The organism is Seonamhaeicola marinus (assembly GCF_008085455.1).
Map to the genome: position 1 here is coordinate 361,518 of NZ_VSDQ01000679.1, position 21,487 is coordinate 383,004.

Genomic DNA, 21,487 nt, shown 5'->3' on the forward strand with positions numbered 1-21,487 from the left:
GTTTCTGGAACAAACTTCTATTTAAAATAATCAAATAAAAACAAATTACGCCCTAGTTTGTAACTGGGTGCGCATATTATTTCATACGAAATTTAGAAATGAAACATATATTAACACTTGCTATGCTATTAGCAGGTATAGGCGTATACGCACAAAACACATATAAAGGAAAAGTTGTAGATGTTCACAATAAACCTTTAGAACAAGCAACAATTCAGGCAGAAGACGATTTACAAAACGCGGTAGTTACGAATAGAGAAGGAAAATTTTCTATTACACTTAAAAGAAGTACCAAGGTTATCGTTAAATACATAGGCTATACTACAATTGTAAAAACACTAAAAAAAGGAGAGAATAGTATCATCTTAAAAGAGTCAGAAGCTATTTTAGATGAGGTGGTAATTTCCGCAAGTCGAGAAACACAGCAGAGAAAACACGTTCCTGCTTCTATCTCTGTTATATCTGCAAGTGAGATAGCAGAAACAAAAGCTTTAGGGATAGATCAATTAGTAAATGATGTTCCTGGAGTTCTAATGTCTACTTCAAGAGTGGCTAGTAATGAACAGCATTTTATGGCTGTTAGATCTCCTATAAGTACAAAATCATTGTTTTTGTATGTAGAAGATGGTTTACCAATAAGACCTACGGCAGTTTTTAATCATAACGCTTTATTAGAAATGAATGATGTGGCTTTTAGTAGAGTAGAGGTACTCAAAGGACCAGCATCAAGTATTTATGGTAGTGAAGCCATAGGGGGGAGTTTTAACTTTATTACAAAAGACCCAACAAGAGAACTTTCCGGAGGTGTTGGTTTTCAAATTAATGATATGGGGCTAACCCGATACGATTTAGAGTTTTCTAAATATGCAGGAGATAACGTTGGTTTTTATATTGGAGCGCAATATATACAGCGTAAAGACGGACCTGTTCAACATAGTGATTATGAAAAGTTTGCTTTAACCTTTAAAAACGTTAACCACTTATCTCCTAATTTAAAATGGACTAACGTTTTTGATATTATAGATTTTCGCTCTGATATGGCGGGATCTTTAAGTGAATCTGATTATTCTGGTGGAAACTACGAGAGCGATCAAACCTTTACAGAAAGGGATGCTTTTGCATTCAGATTTAGAAGTACATTAGATAAAATCTGGAATGATAGGAATAAAACAACGGCCAATTTTATTTACAGAAACAATGTGATGGGGCAGATACCTTCGTATAGAGTTAGGCAGTTTAGAAACAGTGGTCAACTAACTGGTTTTGGAAGTGGTGAAATAAACGAAAATGCTTTTAGCAGTTTTGTTGGGTTAATTCAGCATAAAGTAGATTTTAATTTTAACAATGCGTCATTAATTGTTGGAACCTCTTTAGATTATTCTCCTCAGGATTATGAAGCAGAAAGAATTAGTGTTTCTGTTAATACAAATACAGGACAGAATGTGGCTTATACGCTAAATTCTGGAGATTATATTCTTAATTATGATGCTAGTATTTTTAATTATGCAGGTTATTTTCAATTTGAAATAGACCCGATTGAAAATGTAAAGTTAACAGCTGCATTACGTTATGATGGTTTTGAATATGATTATGATAACATGGTAGATGGTATTGCAGGACCTAAAGATTCTAAAAATAGTTACAACAATGTTTCGCCAAAAGTAGGACTGAATTATAATGTTTCGTCAAATGCTGGAATCTACACAAATTACTCTAATGGGTTTACGCCACCACAGACATCAACTTTGTATAGAAATAGTTTTGTTGGTGTAGGAGGAGACGTTTTTGATTTAAAACCAAGTACCTACGATAACTTTGAATTAGGAACCTATTTTAAAGTAAATAATGCTTTAAAAGCCGATGTAGCACTGTATTTATTAGAAGGAAAAAACACGCTAATAACGCTAAGAGATGAAAACGATGAGTTTTTTAATGCAAATGCTGGTAAAACACGTTCTTATGGTATAGAATATGGCATAACGTATAAGCCTTTTGAAACCCTATCAATTAGCCATAATGGTAGTTATGCAAAGCATAGATATGTTAGTTTCTTTGATAGGGGAGTAGATTACTCAGACACTGATAGAGAAACGGCACCTAAGCTTTTAGGTACTTCAAAAATAACCTTTAAACCTAAAGCTATTAACGGTCTTTTATTAAATGTTACGCACGAATTGGTTGGAAAGTACAATACGAGTTTTGAAGGACAAGTAGATAATGGCAATGGTACTTTTGGCACGTCTACTTATGATGGGCATAATGTATTTAATGTATTGCTTTCATATAGTACCAAAGAATTTGAGTTTTGGGCACATGGCTTAAATATTTTTGATGATTTATATGCTGCTAGAGCAAGTTACAACAGGTTTAGGGGAGAAAACAGCTATACTATTGGTAACCCAAGAGCCTTGCATGTTGGGATAAAATACAAGTTCTAGTTATGTTAAAAAAGAATCAAAAACTTAACCAATGGTTATGGAAATGGCACTTTATTGCGGGGCTTATTTCCTTACCATTTGTTATCCTTTTAGCCATTACAGGCGGCATCTATTTATTTAAAGATGCCTATGATGCACCAAGACAAGAACATATTAAGGTTGTTGAGGTAAATGGAAATGCTAAATCCTACCAAGAACAGTGGGATTTAGCAAAACCACTATTGCATAAACCACCTTTTACTATGGTTGTGCCAACAAAACCTAATCAGGCCACACAATTTACTTCGGGTATGTTTAGTCATAAAAATAGCGTTTATATAGACCCTTATGAAGGTAAAGTTGCGGGCAAAATTAGTCCTAAGGACTCCGACATGTATAAAGTTAGAAAACTGCATGGCGAGTTACTTTTAGGGACGTTTGGAACCAAAATAGTAGAGCTTATTGCAAGTTGGATGTTTGTTTTGATTATAACTGGTATTTACGTTTTTTGGCCATCTAAAAAACAAGGGCTGAAAGGCTTTTTTACCATTAGGTTTAAACAAGGTAAGCGCACTCTTTTTAGGGATTTACATTCGGTTTTAGGGTTTTGGATTTCTATTTTGTTACTTATGACTTTGGCAGGAGGGATGCCTTGGACAGATGTTTTTGGCGATAGTTTTAAATGGGTCCAAAAAGTAACCAATACGGGTTACCCAAAAACATGGACTGCTAGAGGGTTAAAATCAAATAATTCTGGTGTAGCAATAGCTCTGGACGATATGGTAAAACAAGCGCAATCCATGAATTTAAAAGGCGAAGTTAATATTGGCTTACCTGTAGGTAAAAAAGGGGTTTATAGCATTTACAATACTACGTTTGACTTAGGCGCTCAAAAGCGATTTCATTTTGATCAGTTTACAGGAAAGCAACTTGTAAACCATAATTGGGAAGATGTAGGTATCTTAATGAGAGGGCGTATGTGGTTTATGGCCTTTCATCAAGGGCAATTTGGCACTTGGAATTGGCTACTTATGATTGGTGTTGCCATATTATTAACGTTTATTTCTTTAGCGGCTTTAATATCCTATTTTAAGCGGAAACCTTCAGGAAAATGGGGTGTACCAAAGGTGCCTAAAAGTTTTAAGGCTGGTTATGGCATACTGGTTTTAATTGGCATTCTTGGAGTTTTGTTTCCCTTATTTGGAATAAGTGTAATACTAATTCTTATTATAGAATTCTTTAGGAAAAAACAACGTTTATTAATAACCTGAGAATTAGCAGTTTTATAGACCTCTTAATTTTCAAAAAGCCTAGTTTTGAATTAGGTTCAAAAGTTAAAACAATTTTGTTGTCATTTCGACAAAACGAGGCACGAGTGACGAGAAATCTCGTGATTTGGAGATCCTTACTCAAAATCTTTAGTTTATATCTTCAAACAAATTGTATTTTGTTTTTGATAGTGTCTGAATGACAAGCGCAGATATTGTTAGATATCCAAATATTGAACTAGCGTTAAACGAAACCATCGATTATATATTAAGTTTTAAAACATATAATCGATGGTTTTATTTATATTAGTATTTTCGAAAAAATTAGCTTTCTATGTTAGAACTTGCAGGAATTATTATTCTAGGAATCTTAGCACAATGGTCTGCTTGGAAATTTAAGATTCCTGCTATCTTACCTTTAATCTTAATTGGTTTGTTTGTTGGTCCGGTTGCTGCCGAATATCTAAGTGACGATGGATCAAAATGGATAGAACCAATTTGGAACGGGAAAAAGGGGTTGTTTCCAGGAGAAGGACTTTATTATTTTGTGTCTTTAGCCATTAGTATTATTTTATTTGAAGGCGGATTAACTCTTAAACGATCCGAGATAAAAAATGTAGGGCCTGTAATTACTAAACTTATTACCCTAGGTTCTGCCATTACCTTTTTTGGCGCAGGAGCTTTAGCCTATTTTATTTTTGATTTAAGCTGGGAAATGTCTCTATTGTTTTCGGGTTTAATTATTGTAACAGGACCTACCGTAATTACGCCAATATTAAGAAACATACCACTTAAAAAAGATATTTCTACGGTATTAAAATGGGAGGGTATTTTAATAGACCCAATTGGTGCTCTGGTTGCCGTATTAGTTTTTGAGTTTATTAGTGTTGGTGGCGATAGTGGTTTTACTAAAACGGCGCTTATTGAGTTTGGGAAAATTTTGCTCTTTGGTACTACCTTTGGTTTTACTTTTGCTCACGCCTTGGCCTTCGCAATTAATAAGAAATTTGTACCGCATTACTTATTAAATGTAGTGTCTTTATCTACTGTACTTTTAGTTTTTGTAGAGTCTGAAGTTTTTGCACATGAATCTGGGTTACTGGCGGTAGTTGTTATGGGTATGGTGCTAGGTAACGGAAAGCTTAACAATATTAAAGAACTGCTTTATTTTAAGGAGTCTTTAAGTGTATTGCTTATTTCTATATTATTTATTCTACTGGCAGCAAATATTAGTATAGAAGACATGAGATTACTTTACACTTGGAAAACTGCAATTCTATTTGCTTGTGTTGTTTTTCTTGTGAGACCAATAGCTGTTTTTGCAAGTACGTATGGCTCTAAATTAAGATTTAACGAAAAGCTATTTATAAGTTGGGTAGGCCCTAGGGGTATTGTTGCTGCGGGTATTGCGTCGTTATTTGGGGGTAAACTTGTAAAAGAAGGTGTTGAGGGTGCCGAATATATTACACCATTAGTGTTTATGGTTGTGCTGGGTACGGTTTTATTAAATGCAACTACAGCACGGTTATTTGCCAAAGTTATTGGGGTATTTTTAAAGAATTCTTATGGTATTTTAATTGTAGGAGCATCTCCAGTATCAAGGTTAATAGGAAAGTATTTAGTAGATAACAATAGGCATGTGGTGTTTATTGATAGTAACCAAAAAAATGTTGAGCAAGCTAAGGCAATGGGGCTAGAGGCTATAAATACAGATATATATTCTGTTACTCTAGAAGATAACATAGAGTTGAACGATGTTGGTTTTCTTATGGCACTTACCGGAAGTGCGGCTATAAATGATTTTGCTATTAATAAGTTTAGCGAACAATTTGGAGAAAACGGAACCTTTAGACTAATTTCTGCTGAAGAAATGAATGATCCAGATACCATTCCTAAAGAAGGCTTATTTTCTAATACAGATGATTACAATTCCTTAACCGAAATAGCGCTTAGATACCCTGAAATAAACGAAATTGAAATAGATGATAGAGATCATTTTGATGCGTTAATTGAAAAAACTACTAAAGATGAAAATATGGTGCCTTTATTGGTAAAAGACCACAAGGGAATTTTTGAAATTATTTCGTCTTACAGTAAGTCTATTAATAAAATAGAAAAAGGCTTTCGTTTGATATATTTAGGAAAAGAAATGGAATAGAACTAAGAAGAGCTTCAAAACGAAGCTCTTCTTAGTTCTATCTTATTCAGCGGGCAAAATATTGAATTTATTATATAAGAAATATTCTAAATCCCACGCTTTAAATTTATTATATACAGTTTCTCCATCTTGTTTTACCAAAACGTCATGTACCGAAGCGTTAAACTTAAACAATTGTCTTAAGTAATTGTAGTCGTCTTGAGGTATTCTTACAGAGTTAGTAAAGCCATTGTTTTTAACGCTAGACTCGTACATTTCTAAAGAAGACCTAGCGCTATTGGTAATGTTTAAGAACACAATGTCCTTATTGTTTTTAAATTTATTTCTTCTTTTTTTAATATCCTCTAAATTCTTTCCTCTATAGTAGGAATGCGGGTGCCAAAACTGAACCACAATAAGCTTTCCTTTATACGGTGCAATAAGGTTTTTAAAAATAGTGGTTCCGTGCTCATTTTTAGGTAAAATGTAGGTTTCTGGTTCAGATACTTTTTCATTGAATAATACATCTCCAACTTTGATTACATGCGGACTGGTAATGCCTTTTTTTAGTGCTGTCCAGTACCATTCTTTTTCTTTTGGAGTTTTAGAATATTCCAAATAGAAATATAGTTTTCTCGATTTAATAATTTCGTAAATCAAGTTATTTTTAATTCCTAAACCAGCAGCAATGGAATCCTGTTGTTTCAATTCTTTGATGAATTTTTCTTTTTTTAGATTTTCCATACGCTCTTTACGCATTTCAAGGTAGTCTTTTCTAAAAGATTCATGTTTTTTGATAAAAGCACTTATACCGTTCATTAAATCTTTTGGTAGTTCTGGGTTCTTAAGTCCATTTTGTGCGGTCCAATTAGATAATTCTTTTTGATACTTAGTATATAACTCTTTTTCTTTTAAGCTTACCGTTACATTTTTACTTTCCAAATACTTTAAGAAATCGTCTGTGGCAATTCCAGTTTCTATTCTTTGGTTTTTTGATGGTGCTTGTAGCGGTTCAGCATATTCCAATCTATTTATAAAACTTGCAAAGTTGTGATTTACTAATATAGACTGCTTATGTAATGGCAGGTCTTTTATAAAGTCGTAATAATCTTCTGGAAGTGTGTCGTCTATATTGTTTTTCTTTCTTTGACGTGCTCCCCAATGCCGATGAAAATAATAATCGAATAAAAAGTGATACGTCTCAAGTATTATTTCATTTTTTAATAGTTCGCTTGTCTTTTTATCAATTGCTTTGCTTTCTTCGTAAGCCTTAATCTTATTAAGAGCGTTAGTTTTAAAATTAAGCATATACGCTTTGAAAGCTTTAGGTTGCATTGTTGCCTCTTTTTTTTGGAAACCTCCAGATGGATAGTCCAGTTGGTAATGAAGCAAATCTGAGTTTATTTGTTTTAAGGGACCTTGATAGGTAACGTTTTTTAAAACACGGGTTGTTCGTTTTGCTTTTAGATCTTCCCAATTGAGAATAACGGACAAGTTTTGACCTGGTTCTAAATAAAAGTTTATGCCTTGGTTTTCTATTACAATGTAGTTTTGTGTAGGATATGCTAATGGGAGTTCTAACTCAAAACGCCCATCTTTATGAATTTCTAAGACTTTAGGCTTGTTTTCTCGCGTTAACTGATTCCTATAATAAAAAATACCAGTTTTTGCTCCTAAATTTTGGTCATACCCCTTAATATACCCAATTATTTTAGCATTCCTTTTTGTGAAAAATGCAGGAGTTTCAAAGCTATTTAAAACTGTAGTACTTGTATTGGCTAATTCTGATTTTAACCATTTTTCTACATGTTTTGGAATTTCATTGATATCCTTTTTTTCTGGAGTATTACAATGTTCATAGTAATTATTTGCGTTACACATGAATGATGTGATTGCAATAAAGGCGATTGATAAAAGGTGTTTCATTTGTTTATTGGTTTAAATAGGTTTTTATAGCTTCCTTATAGGTTCTTCCTGAGGTAATAACTGTTCTATTCGAATTGTTTAGATTTATGATGTATCTATTGTTAAAATATTTTTGAAACTCCGTTACGTAGTCAGTATTCACTAAGAAACTTCTATGTACCCTTAAAAAGTTATCTGGTAATTTTTTCTCAAGTTGAGTTAAAGATTGTTCTATAATTTCACTTGAACTATTAGTGTAGAGTGTTACGTATTTTTCGGTTGCTTCAAAATGGCTAATGTTATTAAGCTTAACAAAAACTATTTTATCGCCTTTCTTAACCGTTATAGATGTTATTCGCTTTTTTTCCTTGATTTCACTAATTGAATTTATAGCATTAACAACCAGATCCTTAGAAAAATTTGCTTTTAATTGTTCAATCTTTTGAACGGTTTGTTGCAACCTTTCTTTCTTTACAGGTTTAATTAAATAGTCTAAACTATTTGTTTCAAAAGCTTTTAATGAGTAATCTTCAAAGGCAGTACAGAAAATAACCAAAGGCATAGTATTAAGTCTTTTTAATACTTCAAAACCAGACATTCCTGGCATTTCTATATCTAAAAAAATGATTTCGGGCTTTAATTTCTTAATCATACTTAACGCTTCATAACCATTTTCTGCTTCTCCAGAAACTTCAAACGATTCCGAAAACGTTTCAAGCAAATTTTTAAGGCGTATTCTTGCTAACCGCTCGTCATCTATAATTAAAACTGAATAAGGTTTTTTCATAATTGAACTTAAGAAGGAATTGTAATTGTGGTTTCCTTTTTGGGTGTGTTTGTCCAAGTTAAGCTTGCTTTATCACCGTAACATAGTCTTAAAAGGTCATAAATAGATTGTAATCCATAACCGCTATAAACCTGTTTTTGAAAATGCGGACCATTATCACTTACATTAATTATTAAATTAGATTCTTTTTCAGTTATACGTAATGAAATAAACCCTTTGCTTTCTAGTTTAGAGACACCATGTTTTACGGCGTTTTCTATTAAAGGTTGCAGTATATACATTGGTATTTCTTTGCTTAAGGTGGTTTTATCAACATCAATACTAAACTCTAAACGTTCCCCAAACCGTATTTTTTCAATTTTTAGATAGTTTTTTACCATTTCTACTTCATCTTCAATTGTACTCATTTTTTTCTCTCTTCTATTTATTGAATAACGGAACAAATCGGATAGAGATATAATCATTTCTTCCGCTTTATTTGTGCTCTCATGCATTAAACTAACTATTGAGTTTAAGGCATTGTATAAGAAGTGAGGATTAATATGTGCATGGAGAGATTTAAGTTCGTTTTTGGCATTTACTTCTCTTAATTTAATTAATTCTAGCTCTTTCTTTTTGATTTCAGAATCTGTAAAATGATTTAGGTAAATTAACAACCCTCTTCCTAATGTTAGTATAGCAAATACAATAAAGAGTTGATAGTATATCTTGGTATATATTTCTAAGTCATTAGATACAAACACAGCTAATAAGACCGATACGCTCAGGGCGCTAAATGTTAGCACCAATTTCATTATATACTTATAAGTAAAGTTGAAATGGGTAACAATTTTTTGCTCTAATAACCAAAGTATACCGGAAATGCTCACTGTAGAACAGACTACGTAAGCGAAAATATAGGCGGCTGACTTTAGGGAAATATTAGGGGTTCCTATTTCAATAAGATGACTATGTAGATAGTGTAAATTAGTTAACCCGAACAGGGTAATAAACATAGGAAAGGCGTATTGTAGGTAGGATGTTTTTCTATTATTGAATAGACTAAAAGAAAGCACAAAAATTAGTAAGGCCAAAAACCCAATAAGACTATTTACTTTTAGTATTGTTTTGTTTTTGTTTAAAAAAAGACTTGCGTAGCGCCAAGGGTAGGTGTCATACATGTAATTTGAGAACTGCTTATTAAAACTGTCTTCATATAGCTTTTTTACTAAAAATTGGTCTATCTCTGTAAACTCTTTATCTAGTATGTTATAGGTTGGTTCATTAAAGATAGCCTCTGGTGGGTAAGACAGGTCTAAAAACCAGTTTTCGTGGTTCGTTTTGTTGAGAAAACAGATGGTTTTTAAAACTTCAAATTGAATTGTTTTTGTGCGTTCATTTAAAGAGGTTTCTTTTTTAAAGCTAAAATAAAGCGCTTTCTTGTTTTGATTGGCACCTCTTTTATTTTTGTATTCTTCCTTTTCAAAATAGATCTTAAGTGTAGATGATACAATATCTTGTTTTGAGTAACCCTTCCATTCAATGACATGGTTACTTTTCTCATTAAACTCTGATAGCTTAGAACAAGTAAAATGCGAAAAAAAAGCAATGGGTTTTGTAGGTATTATTTTTTTTAAGCCTTGTATTATCTCATTTACAGCTAAACTATCTTGACGGCTTGCGTTATTAAGAGCAAATAGTATTGGGCCATTAATTTTTTGAGGCGATGTAAAATTTCTATCTATTTTACCCTCAAACAGTTTATCTTTTATGTACTCCCAGCGTTGATCCTTTTCTTTTTTGGAATACCCGTTCTCTTCAATTTCAACCAATAGCGAATTTTTTGAGGTAACTCTAATTAAAGGTAGAAGAGGAAGTAATAAGATTAAGATTAATGCTATTTTCTTCATAAAGCTTATTAAGGTAACAAAGAAACTGTATTACATGTATTCTTAAAACGTTTTTCCGACGAACGTCATTTTGAGTAGTATTTTTAAATAAAATAAAAAAGGCTACCTGATATCAGATAGCCTTTTAAAAGTAATAATAGTTAAACTATTTTGCTCTTAACTGTAAATTAGTAAAGCCTTTATCTACAACTAACGTATTGTTTTCAAACTGTACATCGGCAAAATCTACGTATTCGTTATCTACCTTTATAGCTTTTACTTCGAAAGGCAGCCCAATAACGTTAATTTTATAAGTATCATAAGACGTTATGTACTGACCAGTTTTATGGATTCTTATTGTAAGTCTATCGTCCTTACCTTCTAAATTAAACTTTTTCCAGCTGTAACGTCCTTTGGTATAATCGTAACCATCATCAGCGTCTTCGTATAACCTAGAGTCTTCTTTTCCATCCTTAAAATAAACATCTAAAGTTACTTGATCAATGTCTATCTCGCCAACATATTGTTGCACAGGGTATTTAGGAATAATGGCTCCTGCTTTAACAAATAACGGCATAGAATCTAAATCTGCATCTACCCAAGTCTCTTTACCTCCAGTAACCATATCATTAGTCCAGTAGTTATACCATTCTCCTCTTGGAATATACATACGTCTTCCTTTGGAGTTAGGTTCATTTATTGGACATACTAAAATCTGATTTCCAAAGATAAACTCATCAGTTCTATAATGTGTTTGTGTATCTTCCTGATCGAATAACACCAATGATTTTAACATTGGAATGTTATTTTGGTGGTATTGATAGAAAGTGGTGTATAAGTATGGTAATAACTGATATCTTAGTTCAATAAACTTTCTTACCACATCTGTAATCTCTTCATCAAAAGTCCAAGGTTCTTGGTCTCCATGATCTCCAGAAGAGTGGGTTCTACAAAAGGCATGGAATACACCTAATTGAATCCATCTCGCATATAACTCACCGTTAGGTTGTTCTGCGAAACCTCCTATGTCAGATCCCGCAAATGAGAATCCTGAATGCGCTAAACGTTGGGCTTGAATATTGGCTATTTGTAAGTGTTCCCAAGTAGCAACATTATCACCCATCCAAGTAGACGTATAACGCTGTGTTCCGGAATACGCAGAACGTGTAATTACAAACGGACGTTTAGGATAATTAAAACGTTTTAAACCATGGTAAGTGGCTCTTGCCATTTGCATACCATAAATATTGTGAGCCTTTTGGTGCGAACAAGGATTACCATCATAATCATGTCTAACATCTGGAGGGAATGATTTACCCGGAACGTCCATTACAGCTGGTTCGTTCATATCATTCCAAACACCTTTAACACCTATTTCGGACACCAATTCTTTAAACAAACCTGCCCACCACTCACGAACTTCTGGTCTTGTATAGTCTGGGAAGTAACATTCTCCTGGCCATACTTTACCTTTCATATAAGGACCATCTGCACGTTTACAGAAGTAATCTTTTTCTAAACCTTCACGGAACACATCATATTCCATATCAATTTTAATTCCTGGGTCAATGATAACCACAGTTTTAAACCCATCATCGGCTAATTCCTTAACCATTCGTTTGGGTTCAGGGAAATATTCCTTACTCCATGTAAAACAGCGGAAGCCTTCCATATAGTCGATATCTAAATAGATAGCATCACATGGTATTTTTAAATCTCTAAACTTTTTAGTGATTTCTTTAACGTTAGACTCTGGATAGTAACTCCATTTACATTGGTGATACCCTAATGCCCATAAAGGCGGTAATTCTGGAGTTCCAGTTAAGTCTGTATAACTTACAACTACGTCTTGCATGTCTGGACCGTAAAAGAAATAATAATTCATTTCTCCACCTGAAGCCCAAAAGCTCGTTACGTTACGTCTTTCTTGACAAAAATCGAAATAAGACCTAAAAGAGTTGTCAAAGAAGATACCATAGGATTTACCGTTATGTAAACCAGTGTAAAACGGTATAGCTTTATAGATAGGATCTGTGTACTTTCCGAAAGCATACGAGTCTGTTGCCCAATTTTCGAATCTGCGTCCTTTTAGGTTAATGTGTTCTGGTTTATCTCCTAAACCATAGTAACTTTCTCCATTCTGAGCAACCTTACTCATTTTCACGATATCGCCACCTAATTCGTAGCTTTCTTCCCAATGGAATCCTAATTCGTCTTGACAAACAACTTTTCCATCTTTTGCATCGAGAATAGAAGTTCTTAAATCAACTTTATATATATGGCAAATTAATTTTGCCGTTGTGATAATATATTTTTCTTCATCATCAGTAATTTCAAGGTGGTTAAAACCTCTACTGGCATTACTATCAATGGCATAAGAGAAATCGTTATTAAATTTTCCAACAGTAGAATATCTAAATCTTAAAACACTGTCTCTTAAAACAGTAAGTTGTAAAAGAACATTATTGGCAGTTGTAAAATTTAATACATCAACATCTTTATTGTAATCTACAATTGTAGACGGAAACAAATCTCCTTTGTATTCTAATTCTGTATTAAGTATCATAAATAAAATCAGTTAGTTATGAATGGGCTAAGGTAAAAAAATCGTATAATTCAAAGCGTGGTAATTCTTTAAAAAAACCACGCTTTTATTAAGTAAACATTAAATATTTAATGGGTAAATTAAATATTATATAAGTTAATATTTTATTGGATTTTAAATACAACCATTCCAAGAGGAGGAATAGTTATTTCTGCGGAATAGTTTTTACCATTCCATTCTTTTTCTTTGGCATTAATACCTCTTTTATTTCCAACACCACCACCTCCAAACTCAGGAGCATCAGAATTAAAGGCTTCAACAAGTTTTCCTTTTACAGGAATACCTATTCTATGTTTTTTTCTAACGGTAGGCGTTAGGTTACAAACCACAATAACATTATCAGCTTCATTCTTCCCTTTTCTCATATAGGATATCACAGAATTTTCATGATCGTCATAGCTAATCCATTCAAAACCTTCATGATCAAAGGCTTTTTCAAACAATGCTGGTGTATCTCTATAGAAATGATTTAAGGCTTTAAAATAGGCCTGTGTTTCTTGATGAGGTTTAAAGTCTAACAAGTTCCAGTCTAAACTTTCTTGGAAATTCCATTCGTTATATTGTCCAAATTCACCACCCATAAATAATAACTTAGTTCCTGGGTGGGTAAACATATAACCATAAAGTAATCTTAAGTTAGCAAAACGTTGCCACTCATCACCTGGCATTCTTCCTAAAATAGAGTTCTTTCCGTATACTACTTCATCATGAGATAGTGGTAGCATAAAGTTTTCGGTAAACGCATAGGCTAAACTAAATGTAATTTCGTTATGATGATATTTTCTGTAAACTGGGTCTTTACCAAAGTACTCTAAGGTGTCATGCATCCAGCCCATCATCCATTTCATACCAAAGCCTAAGCCGCCTGTAAATACTGGTTTAGAAACCATTGGAAAGGCTGTAGACTCTTCTGCAATAGTTTGAACATCTGGGAATGATTTATATACCTCCAGATTGAGCTCTTTTAGGAAATCTATTACGGCAAGGTTTTCTCTACCACCAAAAATGTTAGGCTCCCATTCGCCATCTTCACGTGAATAATCTAAGAACAACATTGAAGCTACGGCATCAACTCTTAAGCCATCAGCATGGTATTGGTCTAGCCAGAATATAGCATTACTAATTAGAAACGATCTTACTTCGTTTCTTTCGTAATTAAAGATTAAACTTTTCCAATCTGGATGATACCCTTTTCTTCTATCTGGGTGTTCATAAAGATGTGATCCATCAAAGAAACCAAGACCATGTGCATCTTCTGGAAAATGAGATGGCACCCAGTCTAAAATAATACCAATATCATTTTGATGTAGCTTATCTACTAAATATTTAAATTCTTCGGGATAGCCATATCTAGAAGTAGGCGCAAAGTAACCCGTTAACTGATATCCCCAAGAAGGGTCAAAAGGGTATTCCATGATAGGCATAAACTCTACATGAGTAAAGCCCATATCTTTCACATAATTTACTAGCTCATCAGCTAGCTCGAAATAAGATAGCGAACGATTTTCTTCGGCATTTTTTCTCCAAGATCCAATATGAACTTCATAAACGGAATACGGGGCATCTAAGGCATTGTGATGCTTTCGTTTTTTTAACCAAGAACTATCTTTCCATTTATAATCATCTTCCCAAATTACGGATGCCGTTTTTGGAGGATGCTCACATCGTCTTGCATAAGGGTCTGCTTTTTCTGTTACTACACCATTATGATGGCTATGAATTTTATACTTGTATAAATTACCTTTGCCAACAAAAGGTATAAAACCTTCCCAGATACCACTAGAATCCCATCTTACATTAAGTTTGTGCTCTTCTCCGTTCCAAAAATTAAAATCGCCAATTACAGAAACTTCTTTTGCACTAGGTGCCCAAACTGCAAAATAGGTACCTTCAATACCATCAACAGTAGCTAAATGAGAACCAAATTTTTCATAAAGTCTGTAGTGCTTTCCGGATTTAAATAAATCAATATCAAAATCTGTAAATAGACTATAAGCTTTTACATGTGCCATAAATTAAAGTGTAAATCCTTTAGGGATTGTTACTCCCTTTTTAATAACTACTATACCATCTCTTACAACATAAGTATCGGTTTCAACATCTTTTAAATGAGGTCCACCATTAATTCTCACGTCATCTCCAATACGGCAGTTAATATCAATAATAGCATTCTTTATGTAGCATCGTTCTCCTATTCCAAGAAGTACGTCTATGTGTTCTTCTTCTATTTTTTCAAGAGTTTCATAATAATCAGATCCCATCATATAGGTATTAATAATAGTAGAATCTTTACCAATTCTAGAACGAATACCAACTACAGAGCGTTCAATTTTTGCTGCACTAATAATACATCCTTCTGCTATAACAGCTTTTTCAAGTGTTGTTCCAGCTAATTTTGTTGTAGGGAGCATACGCGCTCTTGTGTAAATACGTCTGCTTTTGTCATATAAATCAAAGGCAGGAATATCATCGGTTAAACCTATATTAGCCTCAAAGAACGATTCTATAGTTCCTATATCGGTCCAGTAACCTTCATATTGATAGCTTACCGTTTTATGCTTTTCAATACTTTGTGGAATAATTTCTTTTCCAAAATCAATGGTATCCGGGTTTTTCATTAACTCAACCATAAGGTCTCTGTTAAAAATATAAATACCCATTGATGCCAAGTAATTTCTACCTTGACTTTTCATCTCATCACTTACATCTGATGTCCAATCAGGAAGTAAATCAGGATCTGGTTTCTCAATAAATGAGGTAACAACATTTTCATCATTAGCTTTCATTATACCAAATCCTGGGGCATCCTTAGCATTCACAGGTATAGTGGCAATAGATATTTCAGCTCCACTTGCTTCGTGAGCTCTAATCATTTCATCATAATCCATTTGATATAATTGATCTCCAGAAAGGATTAAGAAATACTCGCAATCATGTTGTAAAAAATGATGCATGCTTTGCCTTACCGCATCTGCCGTACCTTGAAACCAAGTTTTATTTTCAGGTGTTTGTTCAGCTGCTAAAACATCTACAAAAGCACTACTGAAAAAACTAAAGTGATAGGTGTTTTTAATATGCTTGTTTAGTGAAGCCGAATTAAACTGTGTTAAAACGAAGATACGTTTAAGGTCTGAGTTTATACAGTTTGAAATTGGGATATCAACTAATCTATATTTCCCTGCAATTGGTACTGCTGGCTTAGATCTGTCTTTTGTTAGGGGGTAAAGTCTTGATCCTTGGCCGCCACCTAGAATTATGGCTAGTGCTTTGTCGTTAATCATTGATTGGATGTTTTATTAATTCGTATAAGTTTATGTAAGTTTCTGCTGATTTATTCCAAGAATGGTCTATTGCCATTATTCGTCTTTGTATTTTCCGATATCTGGCTTTATCATTGTACAGTTCTATGGCTCTATTTACAGCGTTAACCATACTGGCTGCTGTTATTTCTTGGTGACAAATACCAAACCCATTTGCATCTGAAATATCGGTAACAGTATCTTTTAAACCTCCAATACTTCTAACAATAGGAACAGTACCATATCGTAATGAGTACATCTGATTTAAACCACAAGGTTCTACTCTAGAAGGCATTAACAAGAAATCTGCACCGGCATAAATGTTATGAGAAAGTGCCTCATCGTAACCAATAAAGGCATTATAAATACCTTCGTTTCCTTCAAGTAATTCTTCTAAAGGATTTTGTATTTCAGGGTTACCAGAACCGAGTAATAAGATAGAAGCTTTTTTATCTTTAATAATAGTTTTAAACGCTTCTGGAAACAAATCTGCCCCTTTTTCTAAAACCAACCTACCTATAAAAGCAAATAGTGGTTTTTTGGGATCTAGATTAAATCTTTTACATAAATATGCTTTGTTTGCAGTTTTACCCTTAACAAGGTTTTTTAAACTGTAGTTTGTATCAATAAACGGGTCAGTTTCTGTATTCCAAACAGCAGTGTCTATTCCGTTAAGTACGCCTACACATTTGTCTGCTTCACTGCTTAACAGGCCTTCCAATCCATTGGCGGCAGTTTTAAGCTCTTCCATATAACTTGGAGATACGGTTGTAACTCTCCAAGCACATTTTATTGCTGCAGCAAGAGGGTTAATAGTTCCACCCCAATCTAAAAGCCCAACATTATCAAAATTAAACTCAGGGATAAGGCCTACCTTATCATGCGAAAACCAACCTTGATATTGCGCATTATGAATGGTAAATATTGAAGGAATCTCTCTAAATCTTTCATACTTTAAACATTCTCTCATCATAAATGGCGTTAAACCTGTATGATGATCATGACAATGAACAATATCTGGTATATCATTCCAAGTAGATAGCCAATCTAAGGTTGCAATTTGAAATGCTAGAAAACGCTCTGTATCTTCACTAGAATACACATAGTCTTTAAATAGTAATGATGGTACATCAACAAAGAAAATGTCAAAACCTAAATTATTATCATTTAGAGTTAACACATTAAATTCTATTATGTCACTTCCAAGCTTAATATTTGAAGAGTAGAACTTGTGAAAACTATGAGTCTTGGTAAATTTGTTATCATAAAAAGGCATGATAACTTTTGAAGAAATTTCATCGGTACTTTGGTACTTCGGTAAGGCTCCTACAACATCTGCTAAACCACCTACTTTGGCTACAGGATAACATTCTGCACTTATATGTATTATTGTCATACTACATTCTGTGTGTTTGTTATAAACATACAAAAATATTGTATATAAAAGTGTTGTAGGACAATTTTTAAAGAAAAAATAGCATTATTACGAATAATCAAAATTATCGCTAAAAAAAAATACTAAAACCCTTTTTTTAATTCTAATTTTCAATAAAAAACAATGAGGTCTTCTAGTAGGGACTGTTAGGGTTTTAAGGGCAAAAAACATATAAAAAAAAGCGAAGTATTGCAAAATCCAAGTGGCGCTTATGTAGCATTAAGCAATACAATTATTTTAAATCTCAATTTTTTAACTCCGGATTATATCCCAAATAAACCCTTTTTTATCCCAATTCATCAGTTTCTCTTTTTAAATAAAGAAGAATAACTGCAATTTAGCGCCATCAATCAAAAAACGCAGTTATGAAGTTTCAATCATTATTATTTTATGTTTTATTATTAGTATTTGCAACTGGGCAATCGCAAAATTCTATTTCAGGAAAAATTCTTGATGAGAATAAGGAACCTTTGCCATATGCTAACGTATTGTTGTATACAGAAGAAACTAAGGAAAGCCCTCAAGGTGTTATTTCTAATGACGAGGGAACCTATCTATTCGAAGACATCCAAAAAGGAAATTATATTATTGAAGTTATAAGTTTAGGTTACAAAAATGAAAAAGTTGAGTTTGCCTTAGAAGCAAATAAGGAACTAACTATTCAGTTAAAAGTTGAAGCTGAGAGCTTAGATGCCGTTGTAGTTAAAAGCAAAAGACCGGTAATAAAACAAACCGCAGAAAAGCTGGTAGTAGATTTAGAAAAATCTGAAATGATTAACACCAGTTTGCAAGATGTTATGCGCAAAGTTCCTGGAGTTTTAGTAACCAATAATGGTATTTCAATTGCAGGAAATAGAGGGGTGAGAATCTTAATAAATGGAAAAACTACAGAGTACATGGACATCCAAACACTGCTTAGAGATTTTCCAGCAGATAATATTGCCAAAATAGAAGTCGTAGAACAACCAGGAGCGGAGTACGAAGCCTCTGGTTCTGGAGCTATAATTAATATTCTATTAAAGAAAAACGTAAAACTAGGAACACATGGAAGCGCCAATGTATGGGTAGGTGAAGATGAAGGCTTTGAGTATGGTACAGGATTTTCTATTGCCAGTTATAAGAACAAGTTAAACTGGCAAGCAGGTGTAAATCATTCGCAACCAACGTGGCGAGAAGATCTCTTTTTAGTTAGAACTGTTGGAGATGAAACCTATGATCAAGTTACTAGAGAACCTTATGATCCTGTGAATTATTCTATAAGAGGAAATGTAGATTACTATATTAATGATAAACATTCTATAGGTATAGGAAGTCGATTTAGCAGCAGAGATTCCAAGAGAATTGTATCTAGTACAACCATTATTAGTGATGAAAATAGCTCTAATACCCTCTTTTCTGAGAATGATTATAACAGACAAAGAACCAATTTTAACATCAATCCATATTACGAGTTTAAGACAGAGACAGATAAGTTAATTTTAGATTTTAATTATGTTGATTTTGTAAATGATAATGTAAACTCTTTAAGAGACATAGCGGGGAGTACAGTGCCTTTTACAGATAGAAGGTATATTCAAGATGGTGCATATACAATAAAAACATACAGATTAGATTATACCAAAAATTTTACCGATAATTTAAAGCTAAGTGTAGGGTCTCGTTATGCTGATGTAGATACAGATAATGATTTACAATCTCTTATAGAAAACAATGGTGGTTTTGATAGTGTTGAAGAAGAAAGTAGTAGATTTCTAATAAACGAAACTATTTTTGCAGCATATTCTAAGGTTAATGCCAATTTTGGAAAATGGTCGCTTTCGGCAGGTTTGCGGTATGAAGATAGTAATACAGATGGTACATCTATATTCATGGAAAACGGAAACCTTGTAACTCAAATTCAAGAAAGACCAATTAAAAAACTGTTTCCGAGTGCTTCTATTAGTCGAAAAATAAATGATGTTTTAGGCGCTAGTTTATCTTATAGTTATAGAATTCAAAGGCCATCGTATAATAGTTTAAACTCTTTTGCTACATTTTTAGATCCGTTTTCAGCTGGTGAAGGAAACCCTAATTTAACACCTGCATATACTAATAACTACCAGTTTAACTTAACTTATGAAGGGCAGCCGTTTTTTACAATTGGTTATAGTAAAACCGAAGATGTCATATTTCAATTAATTAGACAGAATAATGAAACGGCACAGATTAGACAGCAAGAGGTAAATGTAGAAAATAATGCTAACTGGAATTTTAGACTCTTTGCTCCATTAAGTTTTGTAGATGGCTTAGAAGGTTATACGGGTGTGATTGTTACCAATACAGATTTTCAATCGTCAACCTATAACTTAGACTTAAACAAGTGGAATTTATATTGGTTTGTGCAGGCCTCTTATGAATTACCTTGGGGTATTGACTTTGAGTTAAGCGGTAATTATGGTACAGGTGCTTTAGAAGGGCAAATAGATGTAGATTGGTTGGCAGAATTGGATTTTTCGTTCGGAAAAAAATTCATGGATGAAAAATTACGAGTAAATTTAGGTTTTAATAAAATGCTTAATAGAGGTTTTGTTGGTAACATAGATTATGGTAATGGTATTGCAGATGTAGAAAGTAATGGTTCTAGACAGAATGTTCAATTAAGGTTAACCTATAGTTTTGGATCTAAATTCGGAAAGAAAAAATCTAGTAGAAATTCTAATAATGCCGAAGAAGATAGAATTAGAGATACTAACTAATTTGAGGACTTAAAAATGACAACAAAACTCAATAAATCAGACTTATTAATACTTGGTATTTTCTATGTAATAAGTTCAATTTTAAATGTTTTTGATTACTATGATCAAGACGAAACCTTAATTGAATATTTAATAGACATCCCGATGTTTTCAATAGCCTCTTTTATTGGGTTGTTAGTGTTTATGTATTATATAATACCAAGGTTTCTAATTGAAAGGAAAAACTATGTAAAGTTTACTTTATATGCTGTTTTAGTAGTTCTTTTAATTGGTGTTACAGAGCGCGTCACAGGTTTTTTAACTAACGGCTCAGATTGGGAAGAATTTCCAAATGCATACAACCTAATATTATATTCTATATTTAACGGTGCCGATGCCGTAGGTTTTCCTTTGGGCATTTTGCTCACTAAGAAATTCTATGAATCTCAATCTCAAATTTCTAAAATAAAAGAGCAGCAAAAAGAAAATGAACTAAAGCTATTAAGATCTCAAATTGATCCTCATTTTTTATTTAATAATTTGAACACTTTAGATAGTTTAATAGATAGAGATTCAGACAAAGCAAAGGAGTACATTAACAGATTGTCTTTAATTTATAGATATCTAATTCAGACCAAAGATGCCGAGGTCATGGAGTTATCTAAAGAGCTACAGTTTGCAGAAAATTATATTTTCTTAATGAAAACAAGGTTTGAAGATGACTATAGTTTTAATATTGTTTTAAATACAACTATTGAAGACAAATTCATACCCACAGGCGCATTACAAGCATTGTTGGAAAATGTAGTTAAGCACAACAAACCTTTAAATAAAGGCACTGTTAAGGCTGATATTACTATAGAAGAACATTTTCTTAAAGTTGAAAACTCTAAACAAGAGTTTTTACAGTCTAACAAAAGTTTAGGCACAGGATTAAACAATTTGAAAAGTAGATACCAATTGTTAACCGATGATGAAGTAATGGTAATTAATAAACAAGATAGTTTTAAAGTTACCATTCCTATAATTAAATTAACTGAAGAATAATAAAG

Annotated in this window: 12 protein-coding genes; 5 read left to right on the forward strand and 7 right to left on the reverse strand. The window is 33.0% G+C overall.

The window, feature by feature from the left end; all coding sequences use genetic code 11:
* Positions 1 to 98: 98 nt before the first annotated feature.
* The 3 genes from FUA24_RS12775 to FUA24_RS12785 all read left to right on the forward strand — a co-directional run bounded on the left by FUA24_RS12775 (position 99) and on the right by FUA24_RS12785 (position 5,843).
* Positions 99 to 2,438, forward strand: coding sequence for a TonB-dependent receptor (locus FUA24_RS12775; RefSeq protein ID WP_148542890.1), 2,340 nt, complete (start codon positions 99 to 101; stop codon positions 2,436 to 2,438).
* Between the two features lie 2 nt (positions 2,439 to 2,440).
* Positions 2,441 to 3,688 (forward strand): PepSY-associated TM helix domain-containing protein, encoded by a 1,248-nt coding sequence (locus tag FUA24_RS12780; RefSeq protein ID WP_148542892.1) that lies wholly within the window; start codon positions 2,441 to 2,443, stop codon positions 3,686 to 3,688.
* Positions 3,689 to 4,019: 331 nt separating this feature from the next.
* Positions 4,020 to 5,843 carry a cation:proton antiporter gene (locus tag FUA24_RS12785; RefSeq protein ID WP_148542895.1) on the forward strand — a complete coding sequence of 608 codons (1,824 nt, stop codon included), beginning with the start codon at positions 4,020 to 4,022 and terminating at the stop codon, positions 5,841 to 5,843.
* A 42-nt stretch (positions 5,844 to 5,885) separates the two neighbouring features.
* Here the strand turns inward: FUA24_RS12785 and FUA24_RS12790 are convergent, their stop codons facing one another.
* The 7 genes from FUA24_RS12790 to FUA24_RS12820 form a co-directional block, all read right to left on the reverse strand.
* Positions 5,886 to 7,748: a hypothetical protein gene (locus FUA24_RS12790; protein WP_148542897.1), complete on the reverse strand. Its 1,863-nt coding sequence runs from the start codon at positions 7,746 to 7,748 to the stop codon at positions 5,886 to 5,888.
* 4 nt (positions 7,749 to 7,752) lie between these two features.
* Entirely contained in the window at positions 7,753 to 8,514 is a 762-nt protein-coding gene (locus FUA24_RS12795) for a LytR/AlgR family response regulator transcription factor (RefSeq protein ID WP_148542899.1), read from the reverse strand.
* Positions 8,515 to 8,522: 8 nt separating this feature from the next.
* Positions 8,523 to 10,403, reverse strand: coding sequence for a sensor histidine kinase (locus FUA24_RS12800; protein WP_148542901.1), 1,881 nt, complete (start codon positions 10,401 to 10,403; stop codon positions 8,523 to 8,525).
* A 145-nt stretch (positions 10,404 to 10,548) separates the two neighbouring features.
* Positions 10,549 to 12,948: a glycoside hydrolase family 31 protein gene (locus tag FUA24_RS12805; RefSeq protein ID WP_148542903.1), complete on the reverse strand. Its 2,400-nt coding sequence runs from the start codon at positions 12,946 to 12,948 to the stop codon at positions 10,549 to 10,551.
* A gap of 143 nt (positions 12,949 to 13,091) precedes the next feature.
* Positions 13,092 to 14,999: a 1,4-alpha-glucan branching protein GlgB gene (gene glgB / locus FUA24_RS12810; protein ID WP_148542905.1), complete on the reverse strand. Its 1,908-nt coding sequence runs from the start codon at positions 14,997 to 14,999 to the stop codon at positions 13,092 to 13,094.
* 3 nt (positions 15,000 to 15,002) lie between these two features.
* Complete coding sequence (locus FUA24_RS12815; RefSeq protein ID WP_148542907.1) at positions 15,003 to 16,268, reverse strand: glucose-1-phosphate adenylyltransferase; 1,266 nt, start codon at positions 16,266 to 16,268, stop codon at positions 15,003 to 15,005.
* Complete coding sequence (locus FUA24_RS12820; protein WP_148542909.1) at positions 16,261 to 17,682, reverse strand: glycogen synthase; 1,422 nt, start codon at positions 17,680 to 17,682, stop codon at positions 16,261 to 16,263. The genes FUA24_RS12815 and FUA24_RS12820 overlap by 8 nt, the downstream gene beginning before the upstream one ends.
* Positions 17,683 to 18,086: 404 nt before the next feature.
* Here FUA24_RS12820 and FUA24_RS12825 point away from each other — a divergent pair, with 404 nt between their 5' ends.
* Positions 18,087 to 20,456, forward strand: a complete 2,370-nt coding sequence (locus FUA24_RS12825; protein ID WP_148542911.1) for an outer membrane beta-barrel protein — start codon at positions 18,087 to 18,089, stop codon at positions 20,454 to 20,456.
* 15 nt (positions 20,457 to 20,471) lie between these two features.
* Complete coding sequence (locus tag FUA24_RS12830; protein WP_148542913.1) at positions 20,472 to 21,482, forward strand: sensor histidine kinase; 1,011 nt, start codon at positions 20,472 to 20,474, stop codon at positions 21,480 to 21,482.
* Positions 21,483 to 21,487 lie beyond the last annotated feature (5 nt).